Genomic DNA, 13,710 nt, shown 5'->3' on the forward strand with positions numbered 1-13,710 from the left:
TTTGGAAGGTAAGCTATTGGGAATTTAAAAAGAAAGTATTGTGCATCAGGCTATTTAAAGGAAAGTCTATATCTGCTGAAAAAATCACTTAGTAATCAGTCTAGTCTGTCAGATATAAATAAGCCCCTCCTAAGGATAATGGAATTTCCCTAATAATTGGTAAAAGCAGATAAAAAAGACATTACAAAAGAGAAACCTTGGTACGAATGTACAAAATTATATTCGAGAGGGTAAGGAGCCAAGGCTGCTGCGACGAGTATCTATTTACTTTTATCTGAGGAAATAGTCGTAGCTACGTGGCTACTTATGTATGTACTTTTAAAAGTATAAAAATATATAAGTTAATATCTGTATTGTAGCCTGCTTTTATAAGACCAGTAATAAGTCTGTTAAGTGCTTTTATAAGGCTTCGAGTTTGACTTCTAATAAAAATAGCTGAGATGAATGGTAAAGAGGTCTGCTTTCCAGCATGCTTCCTTTTTGAAGATCGGGCAGGAATGTCAGCAGGAGGTCGATCAGGCCTGCAGGCTGGAAAAGCAGTCTTCAAGAATATACGCTCATATGGAAGTATGGATGACCGACAGCCCGGAAGTATGAAGCTTGGCTACCCTCCACGCGCTAAGACCCGCCAAAAGGCAAACAATCATCAGGCACGGCATATAAAAATCTCTTGGGACTATTTATTCCCTTTATATCCATCTAAAATGGGAGTGAAAACTGTGTTTTTTTATAGAATTAGGCCTAAGTATACTAACGAATGCCAAATAATGCCAGCCAATGCCTAGTGTGAGGGAAATATCCCCAAATGCCTTATTTTGAAATAAAAGGCTATGGAACAGGAGATTAATAAAGACCATAAGGAAATGGATATGTCCAAAGAAAAAGACAATACACCGTTCGTACAGGTTGACAGAAACGGCGATCTGTTCTCCAATTTTATTGCCAATTTTAAGAGGCCGTTCAAAAAGGCAGAAGGACTCAGTTTGGGAAAACTGTTCGGAGGGAAAAATAAGGCGGTTGAAAAACCGCTTGCCGATCCTCCAAATATTATGGGGCCGATCAGGACGGTCTTCCGAAGTGAAAACAGAGGTCCCATAGAAGTACAATCTGTACAGGAAGGCAAAAAGACGTCACAAAAGACAGATCAGCGTACAAAGCTGCAAAATACCGCTAACGGCAGCAGGAGACCAAAACTGAACTAACATTGTCTGTTATTTTCTATTGGAATAAACCGCTGTAAATACCCTTCTTTTAACAACAACTGAGGATAATGAAGAGGCGGAAGCAGGCCTCTTTATTATGATTGGCAGCTTCTTTTATTTATTGTCGAAAATCTTCTCCATCAACCTTCCCTGCATTTCAATCAGTTTAGACATCTCTTTTTGATTATCAATCAGCATTTTTATCAGGTCAGGAGAGTTTACATTAAAAGTCGCATTGTACACAGTACCTATTGCATTTGAAGAATAAGAATCAAATGTATTATTTGATATAATATGGCTGGCATCATCTACTAATTCTTTTAGGTCTATTTCATAGATATTGCTGATTTTGAGCAGGCTTTCCAGGTCTGGCTTTACAGCGTCGGATTCTCATTTCGAATATGCAGGCTGGGATATCTGCAGCCTATCGGCAACCTCTTGTTGCGTATATCCTTTATTATTTCTCAGCCTGGTCAGCTTGGCTCCAAGTGTCATAGTCATAGGGCGATTTTTATATGGCTAAATTATAAATTTTAAAATAAAACGCAACCGGAAAATACTTAATAGGCGAATTAAGCTTTTTCAGGCTGCATTGCGTTCTTCGTGTATTTCCTTGGCAGCTTTGTATGGGTAAAATATGATTCCCGATGCATTCGGGACGAAAAACCTTTATGCACCCATACCAACCATAGGCATTTATTTCTTATATTTGGTTTATGGACTTTTGGACAATTATAGGTGTTGTTTCTTCTGTTTTTGGGATCGTATCTTTCCTGAAAAACGATGCCATGTTGTTGTTTTCTTTAAAAAAAAACATAATTCCACTCGTGGTGAAATAATTGATTGATCAGACCAAACTCTTCTGATCGCTTTGATATAGCACTTTACGCAAGATTCCCCTTACTGGCCTTATAGATTTTTCACATCGCCCCAAAATCAGTTTTTGTATGATGTAAGTATGAATATATTTTCATCTCTCTATTATGCGCCTACACCAAAATGGATATCCTTATTTCATTGGCTTTTCCGGTCAGCTGCATGACTTGCCATTCGGTCCATTCCCCCAAATAGCCAAGAATATAGGACGTAATAAATATAGCCTTCCGGATTTTATAACCTAGGTTATAAAGATTATAATCTGGGTTATAATGGGGCTGAAATTATTATTATACTTTAGCCATCAACGAATATATTCTGCTGAAAAGCAATAAAAATTGTATCTGCATATAATACGACAGGTTCTGTCGCTATACTCAACTAGTTTTGTGGTAATAGTAATGTAAGGGATTAATCTCCTGGTAAGCCATATTATAAATATGGGGTTTTCCCCATTGTGGGAAACCAATACAATCAATAAGTTCACAACTTAAAAACTCAAACGCCTATGAGAAAAAACATTTTCAGCGCAGTATTGCTGTGCACATTATTTAACGCATCTGCCCAGAATATTTTATGGCAGAAAGACATCAGATCCAATACGCAGGATTTTCTAAGCCAGGTTACAGGCACCATTGACGGGCAGTACCTTATTTCGGGAAGTTCCATTCAGGCTAAAAGCCAGACGTCAGCAATTAATAGCCAAAAGCAAAACAACGGCTATGATTTTCACTTGGTAAAATTGGACCAGCAGGGAAATGAAGTTTGGGAGAAGTACTTCTCGGGAAATAATCACGACTACCTATCTGCTTCTGTGGCTACGCAGGACGGAGGATTTCTTGTCTCAGGAACCACATTTTCCAAAAAGGGCCAGGATAAAAAGGAGGATTCCAAAGGGGGATCAGATATCTGGCTCATACGATTAAATGAATTCGGAGATGAATTATGGCAGAAAACTTTAGGATCGGCTTCTGATGAAGAAGCCAGATCAGTAATTCAGACTACAGATTTGGGATTTTTTGTAGCTGGAAATGTACAGAACTCGTCAAAAGGTTACGGCTCAAAAGATATTTTGATTGTAAAACTGGATAAGAATGGTAAGACTATATCTGAATCTATATTGGGAGGGAAAGGATTAGATGAAGTCGAGAAAATAATTCCTACGAAAGATGGTGGTGCTTTGCTAGGGATTTATTCAAGAAGTAGCAAAAGTGGTTCTAAGAGAACAGAAAATTTTGGCGAAGGAGACTACTGGATCGTCAAACTCGACAAAACCGGAAAGGTAGAATGGGAAAAGAATTTCGGAGGAAAAGCAGATGATCATTTAAGAACATTAGCTTTAACATCCTCAGGCTATCTTATTGGTGGAGAATCCAGATCAGAAAAATCAGGAAATAAAACTGTAGGAACCACCGAAGGAACTGACTTATGGTTGATCTCCTTAAATGAGAGAGGTGAAGAAATCTGGCAAAAATCCTACAATTTTGGGAACCGTGATATTCTGATGGGTACAAGCGTATTTCATTCAGCTGATGATAAATCTTCAAAAGGAATTTTATTAGGAGGATATACCCAGGCAGAAGGCCGTATAGAAACAGATGACGAAACTTTCTGGATGCTGTATTTGGATCAGGATGGCAATGAGCAATGGAGAAAGCATGTAAAAGGAGAATCTTCCAAAAAAGAGGAACGGTTATCTGATATAAAGCTAAACAGAGATGGTTCCATTATTCTGGCCGGAACCAGCGCCGAAGAACTTGGAAAGGAAAACTGGAAGATCATAAAATTAGGAGATAAGCAACTTGATCAGTTGATTGAGAAACAAGAGATTAAAATCTATCCGAACCCTGTTTCAGATTATGCGTATGCGGAAATCGGTTTAGACTTCAAAGAAGCCGATATTATTCTCTATGATATGGGTGGAAGACAGCTTCAGTCTATAAAAACAAAGAATAAGGTAACTAAGATGAATACCCAGAATTTAGTTCAAGGGGCTTATCTGGTGACCATAAAGACGGATACAAATAAAACGGCCAATGCCAAGCTAATAAAAAAATAAAACGAAGATGAAGAAAATATACATGTGCCTCATAAGTTTAATAGCTTTACATTATAATGTACAGGCACAGCACCAGTTTCAGGGTGTTAATTTCGGGGATATGCCAAGCCCTGTTCCATCTCTATCTGCTATTACCAATTATACGGATACACCAAGATCCCTTGCATCAGGTATACCAGAGATTTCCTTCCCTTTACTCAGTATTCCGGGATATGGAGGTTCGGGTTTTGGACTGCAGCTGGGTTATAATCCTCTCAATGTTTCTCCAAGCGATGCAGCAGGGGAAGTGGGAACAGGCTGGTTTATGTCCAAAGGTGGAGCTATTTCCCGCCAAATTAATGGTAATCTTGATGAAGTGTTTCAAAATACGGCAAGCGCTCATTATGAAAAAAATGTCTTTGATGATGAATATTATTATAATTTTCCAGGGTTTTCAGGGAAATTTAAAATAGAAAGAGATACTGAGCAGAATACCTTCCGCCTTGTTGATCTTTCACCTTTGAACCATGTTAAAATAACTTATACCAAGCAGAGCAATACAGCTACGCTAATCGTAGACTCCTTTACAATAACAGATGACGAAGGAAACACCTATTATTTTAATGACTATTCGGTAGCCGCGGTTTATGATAGCTTTTATCAAACTGTGGGGGCTTCAGGCCTGGAGTACAAATCCGCATTTTTCCTTACCCGTATTACTAATGCCAATGGTTTGGAAACGGCTAATTTTACTTATCAAAAAAATACAAAGTACGATACAGATAATACCACACTGCTTTATAAAAGTTGTCAGCTTCAGAAAATCAATACTGCTTCCGGAAATATTGAAATCGTTTATGACTATGACCAGACTCTGGAAAAAACCATGAATGATCCTTACAGCATTAAAAAAGTAATGCTGAATAACTTTTATGGTAAAGTTGCAGAGTATGTCTTTGAGTACTCTTATCCATTCCCATTAAACCCGGGAACTGCAACCGATAAGAAAAGACAGTTGGACAGAATAAAGAAAATGGACGGACAGAATATTCTTGAAGAAACTGCATTTTTTTATAATCCTCCCAGTTTAGAAAACCCCAACTTTGTATCTTGCCAGGGAAGTGTTGTGGTTAATCCTCCGGGAGTTCTTAGTAAGATTGTTCATCCGACTAAAGGAACTACACAGTATATTTATGAAAGCTCAGAAACTTATGCGGACAGAAGCTCTCCAGCATTCCTTGAATCTTTAACCCAATATTATATAAGTTCTTGTATACAGGACCAACCCAATTTTTTAGATTTTCAGTTCAGTACCAACCAGACTTTAACCTATTCTTTTACTATTCCAGGTGATCCTTCAAAGAAAAAAGCGTTCTGGGTGAATTATGGAGATGTCTATACTGATATTGATCCTAATACCGGAGAACCAATTCTTTTGCCTCCAGTACCAGAAAATAAAAGAATTACCTATACCTTGAAAAGAGGAAATGAAGTGCTTACAGCCAATCAGAAGGGAAGCAATAAAGAGTTCTTAAATTATCCTGGACAGTATACAGTCACGATTAATGTACCTTTACGTCATGGACAGGTTAGCTTTTTCCTTTCGGAATTAGTGCCCAAACCCGGACCTTACAGAAACGCTAGCCCAGTATATAGCGGTTATAGGATAAACTCTATTAAAAAGTATTTGAATGATACCAGTAGTATTCCTGTTACAGCAGTTTCATACAGCTATGATGACTCTTCAATTCCGAATGCCTCCAGCGGTTATACTTCTATTGATGGTAAAATTCTGTTCAAAAATGTAAAAGTTACAGAAGGAACTGGAAAAGGATATACCAGATACTATTTCAAAACAGATAAAGATTATCCGTCCTACTTCACTACGATAAATGGAAATCAGGCTAGTTTCCAACCTTATTACAATCTTTTAAAATCGGGTATTCTTGATAAAAAAGAGGTCTATAGTGAAAGTAATCAGCTAATTGGAAAAGATAACTATGAGTATACATTTAGTACGGCAAGTGATGTTGATTACTATATGGATAGTGGCTTTTATTCAAAAACAGCATTCATAAGCCAAACAAAAAATATGTCTTTTGTCTATCCTTCCGGCTCTGGCTCTTCCTCTCTTCAATCTTCAAGTGAAAATACGGTAAGGGCGGATAATTATAAGCTTTCATATTCAAAAACTATTGCTTCAGATGGATTAGTTACTGAGGGCTTCTATAAGTATGCTCAGGATAAAAATCAAACTAAGTTATTAGCTGCTAACATGACAGGATTATTGCTTGAATCGGAAGTAAAAGAAGATGGTAAGACTACAGGGAAATCAGAAACTAAATTTGATAATGGGACGAATGTATATCCTACATCCGTAATGGGCTATAATATACAGACCCAAAGCAATTTTACTGCTTCTACGCTTGATGTGTATGATGACAAAGGAAACCTGGTACAGATTACCGGAAAAAATGGAGTTCCTACAACAACTATATGGGGCTATTATCAGACCCTGCCTATTGCTGTTATTTCAGGGGCAGCTTATTCGCAGATTTCATCACTTTCTACAGTAACAGCTGCTGTAGCCGCTTCCAATCTGGATCGGGACAACCCTGCCAATGAACCAGCATTGATACAAGCTTTAGAAAATCTTAGAAAAGATCCTGCCTTGAAGAATTATGGTGTCACGGCAACGACTTATGACCCTTTGGTAGGTGTTACCCAATCTATCTCTGCCAATGGTATCAGAACCGTAAATGTTTATGATAAGGCGGGTAGGCTGATCAGAATAAAGAACGCAGAAGGGGAAACCTTACAGGAAAATCAATATAACTACAAACACTAGAAAACCATGAAAAAAATAATTACAGCATTCCACATATTGTTTGTAGCGGGGCTCTCTTTTGCACAGGCAAATCTCAGTACAACTGAAAACTATATCTATACTAAAAACTGTCTTGATGCAGACTGTATCAATAAATCAGAATCTGTTCAGTATTTTGATGGCTTGGGAAGGCCTATTCAAGCTGTTGCTATCAAAGCGACACCACTTGGAAGAGACGTCGTCGTCCCTATAGAATATGATTCAAAAGGAAGACAGGCCAAAAGCTACCTTCCCGTTCCGCAGTCAGGCACTGCGAATGGAGCCATCTATACCAATCCACTGGTAAATGCACCATCCGCCGGATACGGTAGTGAAAAGATCTATACTGAAAAACGCTTTGACGATTTGTTTACCACAAGAATCAGCCAAGTGGTTCCGTTGGGTAATGCATGGGCTCAGAAACCTACCGGTATGGCATACGCTACCAACACAGCTGATGAAGTAAAAAAATATAGGATAACAACAAGTTGGATAGAAGGAAGAACCAATTTCAAGATTGATTTGCCTGGAACTTTTGCAGCCAACCAGCTTATGAAAACTTCTGTTACCGATCCGGATGGAAATATAAGTACAGAATTTAAAAACGGTAAAGGTCAGACCATACTTGTAAGAAAAAATGACGGTACTCAAAACGTGGATACCTATTATCTCTATAATGAATTTGGTCAGTTAGCTTATGTGATTCCACCATTGGCAGAGGGCACTACGATTCCTGATCAGGCTACCTTAGACAATCTTTGCTATCAGTACCGATATGACGGACTCAGAAGGCTGGTTGAAAAAAAACTACCGGGCAAGGGCTGGGAATACATGATTTATGACAAACAGGATCGGTTGGTTGCTTCACAGGACGCTAATATGAAGGCAAAGGGTCAATGGTTCTATACCAAATACGACCACTTCGGGAGAGCAGCGTTTACTGGAATTTTTTCGGGAGGAGAAAGAAGTTTGGAGCAGGCTAATGCTGAAACGTATGGCAGCAATAATGTAAGCAGAACTTCGGGAGTGTTCTTTAATCGGGAAGGTATGGATGTATACTATGATCCAAATGGAACTTATCCTATGCAAGGCTGGGTAAAGCTTCTCTCTGTAAACTATTACGACACTTATCCTTCCTATAGCTTCAATCCACCTTTCCCTTCTACCATATTTGAAAAGGCTGTCATTACCGATACCCAGAATGCTTCAGTGAACACCCAGGCAATGCCTACATTAAGTCTGGTAAAAAATATTGAGGATGATAACTGGACTAAAAACTACGTCTACTATGACACAAAAGGAAGAGCTGTAGGTAGGCACTTTATCAATCATCTTGGTGGATCCACCAAAACAGAATCAGAGCTGGATTTTACAGGTGCAATAAAACAATCCAAAGTTTATCATAAAAGACTCAGTACAGATACCGAAAGGATCATCTCGCAAAGCTTTGACTATGATAACCAATATAGGGTACTAAAGCATCGCCATCAGGTAGATAGCGGCCCGGTAGAACTTCTGGCAGAAAATACCTATAATGAGCTGTCACAGCTCGTAGATAAAAAAGTAGGTGGTGGACTTGAAAGCATTAATTATCAATATGACATCCGAGGCGCACTTGTTAAAATCAATGATCCGAATGCACTAGGAACCAAGCTTTTCGGGTATGAAATGAAATATTTTAATCCACAGAATACAACAAATTCCACAGGAAAATATGATGGGAATGTTACCGAGGTAACGTGGAGAACATCTTCTGATCAGGTTTTAAGACAATATAATTATCAGTATGATGCTTTAAACAGGCTCAAAAAAGGAACCTATTCCGAACCGGGAGCTTCTGTTCCTGAGAACGGATTCTTTAATGAAACCTTATCCTACGATCTGAACGGAAACATCACTTCCCTGCAAAGAAACGGAAAAAATGCTTCCGGCGCGGCGCAGCTTATTGACAATCTAACATATACCTATAGCGGGAACAGGCTTAATACCATTACTGATGCCACAGGTAACTATAATGGTTATCCCGATACTTCAGGAAATCTCCTCTCCTATGATGATAATGGCAATATGAAAGATCATGTTGATAAAGGAGTGTTACAGATTGATTATAACCATCTTAATTTACCGGACTATATTAAACTGAATGAATCTATAAATAGAAATAATGAAGATATTCATGTAAATACAAAATATGTTTATGATGCAGGGGGTACAAAAATCAGAAAAGTTTACAGCTATTTTCTTGGAAGAGCTTTAAGCTATACCGTTGAAACGATAGATTATTTGGATGGCTTTCAATATAAAAAGAAAAGTGAGGCAAGCCGAACTGTATTACAATTTGTTCCTACTGCAGAAGGGTATTATAACTTTGAAAATAATAAGTATATTTACAGTTATACTGACCATTTAGGAAATGTACGGTTAAGCTATTCTAAAAACTCAGCTGGCAGCGCAGAAGTTCTTGAGGAAAACAATTATTATCCATTTGGTTTAAAGCATGAAGGTTATAATGTCTTAGTAGGAAATCATTCTTATAATTACCAGTATAACGGCAAAGAACTGCAAAAAGAAACCGGCTGGAGCGATTACGGAGCTAGAATGTACATGGCGGACATTGGCCGATGGGGAGTGATAGATCCACTGGCTGAAATGATGAGAAGATTTTCGCCTTATAGCTATGTATTTAATAATCCCATAAGCTTTACGGATCCGGATGGAATGAAGCCAATGAATCAGCTTAAAATGGCTGATGAAAGCGAAGGTGGCGGTGGCAATGTGGGATCGATAAATCCAAACTGGTTGGGTATGGGAGGCGGAAATCTTGGTGATAGCTATGGATTTGGTTCTCTAAGCCCGTCAGGAGGTGAAGGAAACAGTAGCGGATCTACCCAGGGATTAATAAATACCGCATTCAATGTAGGAGGAGCTTGGACTAACACAGGATCTGGCTTTGAAAACGGAGGTAATATAAGCTTAGGATACGACGGCGGTTATCAAAGCCTTAATACCAACTATGCCGAGGGAGGTATTGGAGGAGCTGTTGTTAATATTCCTGAAATTAAGCTCTCTGGAGATAAGTTCTTTTGGGCGCTTAGAATTCAAAGCCATGTCAATAAATACATGGGCTGGTGGAATGCCAAGAGTGACCTTGCCTGGGATCGGATGGTGAATGCAGGAAGGTACAATGATGGTCCTGTAAAAATGATTGGCGGTATTAGTGATCCCGCAGGTTTCTTTGATATAGCCGGGCTGGCAATTAGCAATTGGAAACCTGAAAACAGGTATCTTGCAATGGGAGCTGGTTTGCTAGCTATTATCGCTACTAAAGGAAAGGCTACAGATGAGGTAATAGAGAGTAAAATATGGAAAGTAGGAGCCTATAACGAATTAAAAGGAGTTGAAATTGGATTAGATGCTCATCACGTGGGACAGAGTGCTCTTATGAAAAAGCTTGTTCCAGGTTATCACCATAATACTGCTCCATCAATTTTAGTCCCTGTAGAAGGGCATAGATTTTTAGGCCCGAATGGTATAGTATCTCGTAGTACTAAAGGATTTGAAAACGCGCGTCAAGTTTTAGCAAGAGATATATTTGAATTGAGACGTGTATACGGAGATCAAAATATACCTAATAGTGCGCTGAAAGAGCTAATTCAATTGAATAAGACTAAATTTCCAGATGCATTTGTAAAAATTAAAGAGGTTCCATAAAATCATTGGTTAGATATTTGAAGATTGATTTTTGTCAAAAAACAGAAAACAACATAATATTACTCGTAAAATAAACGTAAAAAATAATTATTATTTATGAATCCACTAACATTAATAAAAATCCTTGATAGAGATGTTATTGAAGGAAACTTAGAATTGTATAAAAATTTGTTGGATACGACAAATGAAGCAAAAGATCCTGTATGGAAAGGCATTCTGCCTATATATATTAATTTTTCAAAAGATGAGAAAGAGGTTTTTCTTAAATTTTTAAGAATTGTTGAAATTAATACATTATCTCATGTTTTAGGAATTTTGGATGGGGCTACTTATGCTGAAGGGATAGAAGAAGATTTTGTTTTGACGACAGAAAGTGATAATGAAAAAATAAACGAAAACTTACAAGACCTATTTCTAGAATTGATAGAGGAGAAATAAAGCCTTTTTCCAATTAAAGAAACGACAGCTTTCAAACTGATTTTAAGATTAATAAAATATGATCAGATGTTTTGATAATAATTTAGAGCATTGAATTTCAATGCTCTTTTAGTTGAAATATATAGGTTTGACATCATAGCGGGCAATGTATTTGTCTTTAAACTCCTACATCCTATTATTCTTGGAGAATTTTTTGGAAAACGATGCACCCAGATGGTTTAGGAGGTATGAGGCTATGGGACTAAAATCAATAAAGTAAACAATAAATATGAAATTAACAGATTTAATTGAAAAAATTCAACAGGGAAAAACGGAGCAGTTCTTAATAACTAATTCGATAGATATTGAATATGACCTGATTGATATTTATGCTAAGGAAAAATTAGGAATAGATTCTGAAATTAAATTTTTCAATGCAGAAGAGATCCCTAATGAAGGTGTAATTAATGTAGATGGTATTGAATATGAAAATGTTTGTCCATTGAATATGTTGGAAGATTTAGTTAATGACTTTATCATCCAAGATTCTCAAATAGATACTTTTGAATTAACAAATCAAGTGTTAAGTTATTTAGAGAAAGATGCATAGTAATAGTTTAATTGATTTAGTAAACAAAATAGACGAAGTTGATGAAGACTCAATAATCTTTTTGAAAGACATAGATAACTACAAGTCGGATATTGTTCTTGCTTATCCAGAAGATGGAGATAATGGTATCAAGGAAATTGGTGGAATTAAATATCACTATCTTCTTGAAGTCTTCTTAGCCAAAGAATTTGTTTCTGACTGGATTGCTAGCTTAGGCTACTCCCCTTCACAGGAAGAAATTGCTAAAAGGCTTTATGAATATGGGATAAATGATGCGTAAGGTATGGATCTTGTCAATTTTATTGATTATTTAATTAATCTAGGGAAAATAGCAGTTATGCTAAGTGAGCTGAATGTAAATAATGAGTCTGAGGCTCTTATAGTTTGTTTTAAAGATTCCATAGATCTAAATTCTGAGATTTCAATCTTTGGAATTGAAGAAACTGAAGGTGATCTCATATTCGAAAAAGAAGGAAATAAATTTGTAGAATTATTCCCTTTAGATATGGTTCAGGAAATGGTTGAAGAGTATGTAAATACATATAAAGGTATTTCTAGCTATGAAATAGGACAAAGGCTTATTGATTATAGAATAAATGATGCTTAATTATTAACTGTCGGGATTAAAACCCAATTGAGATAACAACTCGACCAGGTCAACTTTCTTTGCCTCCTGAAAGATCATGATTTGGTTAGATGCAATAACCGGTTTTAACCGAAGTTATCAGGTCTTACACCTAGAATTGTTTTTCTGGCAGTTGGTGGCGCAATTTGGTGGAAAAAGCTTCTGTTTATCTATCAAATAGGTGATCCAAAAAGCTGAGTAAAGGTATTAGGTCTTCGATGGAACTCCCTCCAAACTCGCTAGAAGAGCTTCTGAATTTAATTTCTAACATTAAAATTTAAACACCAAGAGCAGGATCACCTGCTCTTCGTTATTTAGTGGTTGAAAAATACCTTAACAGAGATCATTGAAGAAACAAGAGGTTGTCCAAAAGTACCCTCTCTCGGATACCTTTTAGGAGATTCTCAGAGTTAGTTTACCTTTTGAGATAGCCTCTATATTTCATATCATAAAAAAAATGTATAATTTAAATTATGGAATGATACTTTAGGTAATAGATAAAAGTGATTCTGTTTTTTGGTTTTGTTTTGTAGAAATGCATATCTTTGAATAGAGTTACAAGGAAACTGATTGAAAGAGCGCGCAATAGGCACCATTACCAAATCGTTACCTGTCTTGTTTCAAAAGGCTTCAACTGCTTTATTATCAGGCGTTTTTAAAAATCATATTTTTTTTAAAATAAAACGGCGGGAAATCTAAAACTGGAAGAGGGAAATTATTGTGGTGTTCAGATATAATGGGTACTTAGTTTTATCAATTTTAAGCCTTCTTCCAGCTTTTTCCTCCTGTAATTGATTTTTTAAACCTTTTCCTTTTCTAAAGATAAAATATAAAAATCAAAGGTTTCTTTTCCTATGCGGAATAGATGCTCTCCAACCACCTTAAAGCCGTTTCGGTAATAAAACTGCACGGCTCTGTCATTGGATTTTAAAACAGCCAGCCAGATGTGGCTTTTAGCAGATTCCGTAAAATAAGTCATGAGCTGGTCCATCAGCTGCTTTCCTATTTTTTTGTCTAAAAATTCCTTCAGCACATAGATTTTCTGAAGCTGGGAAGCTTGGCCAGTCGGCAGACTTTCTGTATCGGAATGTATTTTCAGCTTGGCATATCCTACGGGAAGCTCATTCCAGTAAGCAATCCAGTAGCGGCTGTTATCCTTTTGAAGACTTTCCCGTATTTTGGAAACATCGAAAGTACGTTCGTAATAATCAAACAAATCCTGAGGATCTCTGAAGTATTCTGAAAATGTTTCTGTAAAAGTGATTCTTCCCAATAGCGCAATATGTTGCGCATCTTCTATTGTTGCTGTTCGTATCTGGATCATAGTTCCGTGGTTTTATCCTGTAAATTTCTAACATCATAAGC

The 13,710-nt window shown here is 37.1% G+C and carries 11 protein-coding genes; 9 read left to right on the forward strand and 2 right to left on the reverse strand.

What is annotated here, in order from left to right; translation table 11 throughout:
* Window positions 1-444 precede the first annotated feature (444 nt).
* Together ACM46_RS23345 and ACM46_RS09965 are read left to right on the forward strand one after the other, a co-directional pair.
* Window positions 445-597 (forward strand): hypothetical protein, encoded by a 153-nt coding sequence (locus tag ACM46_RS23345; RefSeq protein WP_157859441.1) that lies wholly within the window; start codon window positions 445-447, stop codon window positions 595-597.
* Window positions 598-830: 233 nt separating this feature from the next.
* Window positions 831-1,202: a hypothetical protein gene (locus ACM46_RS09965; RefSeq protein ID WP_048506500.1), complete on the forward strand. Its 372-nt coding sequence runs from the start codon at window positions 831-833 to the stop codon at window positions 1,200-1,202.
* A 390-nt stretch (window positions 1,203-1,592) separates the two neighbouring features.
* Here ACM46_RS09965 and ACM46_RS22970 read toward each other — a convergent pair whose 3' ends face one another.
* Window positions 1,593-1,703, reverse strand: a complete 111-nt coding sequence (locus ACM46_RS22970; RefSeq protein ID WP_083997370.1) for a helix-turn-helix domain-containing protein — start codon at window positions 1,701-1,703, stop codon at window positions 1,593-1,595.
* Between the two features lie 883 nt (window positions 1,704-2,586).
* On the opposite strand from ACM46_RS22970, the gene ACM46_RS09970 reads away from it, so the two are divergent.
* The 7 genes from ACM46_RS09970 (at window position 2,587) to ACM46_RS10000 (ending at window position 12,327) form a co-directional block, all read left to right on the forward strand.
* Window positions 2,587-4,137: a T9SS type A sorting domain-containing protein gene (locus tag ACM46_RS09970; RefSeq protein WP_048506501.1), complete on the forward strand. Its 1,551-nt coding sequence runs from the start codon at window positions 2,587-2,589 to the stop codon at window positions 4,135-4,137.
* A 7-nt stretch (window positions 4,138-4,144) separates the two neighbouring features.
* On the forward strand, window positions 4,145-6,964 hold the full coding sequence (locus ACM46_RS09975; protein ID WP_131707570.1) for a hypothetical protein: 2,820 nt from the start codon (window positions 4,145-4,147) through the stop codon (window positions 6,962-6,964).
* 6 nt (window positions 6,965-6,970) lie between these two features.
* Window positions 6,971-10,693 (forward strand): DUF6443 domain-containing protein, encoded by a 3,723-nt coding sequence (locus ACM46_RS09980; RefSeq protein ID WP_053082690.1) that lies wholly within the window; start codon window positions 6,971-6,973, stop codon window positions 10,691-10,693.
* Window positions 10,694-10,789: 96 nt separating this feature from the next.
* Entirely contained in the window at window positions 10,790-11,131 is a 342-nt protein-coding gene (locus ACM46_RS09985) for a hypothetical protein (RefSeq protein WP_048506503.1), read from the forward strand.
* Between the two features lie 268 nt (window positions 11,132-11,399).
* The gene (locus ACM46_RS09990; protein ID WP_048506504.1) at window positions 11,400-11,720 is read left to right on the forward strand and encodes a hypothetical protein; all 321 of its coding nucleotides are present in this window, start codon (window positions 11,400-11,402) and stop codon (window positions 11,718-11,720) included.
* Window positions 11,713-12,000, forward strand: coding sequence for a hypothetical protein (locus ACM46_RS09995; RefSeq protein ID WP_048506505.1), 288 nt, complete (start codon window positions 11,713-11,715; stop codon window positions 11,998-12,000). The genes ACM46_RS09990 and ACM46_RS09995 overlap by 8 nt, the downstream gene beginning before the upstream one ends.
* Window positions 12,001-12,003: 3 nt before the next feature.
* The gene (locus ACM46_RS10000) at window positions 12,004-12,327 is read left to right on the forward strand and encodes a hypothetical protein (protein ID WP_048506506.1); all 324 of its coding nucleotides are present in this window, start codon (window positions 12,004-12,006) and stop codon (window positions 12,325-12,327) included.
* 817 nt (window positions 12,328-13,144) lie between these two features.
* Here ACM46_RS10000 and ACM46_RS10005 read toward each other — a convergent pair.
* Window positions 13,145-13,669, reverse strand: a complete 525-nt coding sequence (locus ACM46_RS10005) for a GNAT family N-acetyltransferase (protein WP_048506507.1) — start codon at window positions 13,667-13,669, stop codon at window positions 13,145-13,147.
* Between the last annotated feature and the right edge of the window lie 41 nt (window positions 13,670-13,710).

Origin of the sequence: Chryseobacterium angstadtii, assembly GCF_001045465.1 — a bacterium.
GTDB lineage: Bacteria > Bacteroidota > Bacteroidia > Flavobacteriales > Weeksellaceae > Chryseobacterium > Chryseobacterium angstadtii.

Bases quoted from the DNA above. Each gene is read 5' to 3' on its own strand.
- ACM46_RS10000 (WP_048506506.1), top strand. From the start codon at position 12,004: ATGGATCTTGTCAATTTTATTGATTATTTAATTAATCTAGGGAAAATA.
- ACM46_RS09985 (WP_048506503.1), top strand. From the start codon at position 10,790: ATGAATCCACTAACATTAATAAAAATCCTTGATAGAGATGTTATTGAA.
- ACM46_RS09990 (WP_048506504.1), top strand. From the start codon at position 11,400: ATGAAATTAACAGATTTAATTGAAAAAATTCAACAGGGAAAAACGGAG.
- ACM46_RS23345 (WP_157859441.1), top strand. From the start codon at position 445: ATGGTAAAGAGGTCTGCTTTCCAGCATGCTTCCTTTTTGAAGATCGGG.
- ACM46_RS09965 (WP_048506500.1), top strand. From the start codon at position 831: ATGGAACAGGAGATTAATAAAGACCATAAGGAAATGGATATGTCCAAA.
- ACM46_RS09995 (WP_048506505.1), top strand. From the start codon at position 11,713: ATGCATAGTAATAGTTTAATTGATTTAGTAAACAAAATAGACGAAGTT.
- ACM46_RS09970 (WP_048506501.1), top strand. From the start codon at position 2,587: ATGAGAAAAAACATTTTCAGCGCAGTATTGCTGTGCACATTATTTAAC.
- ACM46_RS10005 (WP_048506507.1), bottom strand. From the start codon at position 13,669: ATGATCCAGATACGAACAGCAACAATAGAAGATGCGCAACATATTGCG.
- ACM46_RS09980 (WP_053082690.1), top strand. From the start codon at position 6,971: ATGAAAAAAATAATTACAGCATTCCACATATTGTTTGTAGCGGGGCTC.
- ACM46_RS22970 (WP_083997370.1), bottom strand. From the start codon at position 1,703: ATGACTATGACACTTGGAGCCAAGCTGACCAGGCTGAGAAATAATAAA.
- ACM46_RS09975 (WP_131707570.1), top strand. From the start codon at position 4,145: ATGAAGAAAATATACATGTGCCTCATAAGTTTAATAGCTTTACATTAT.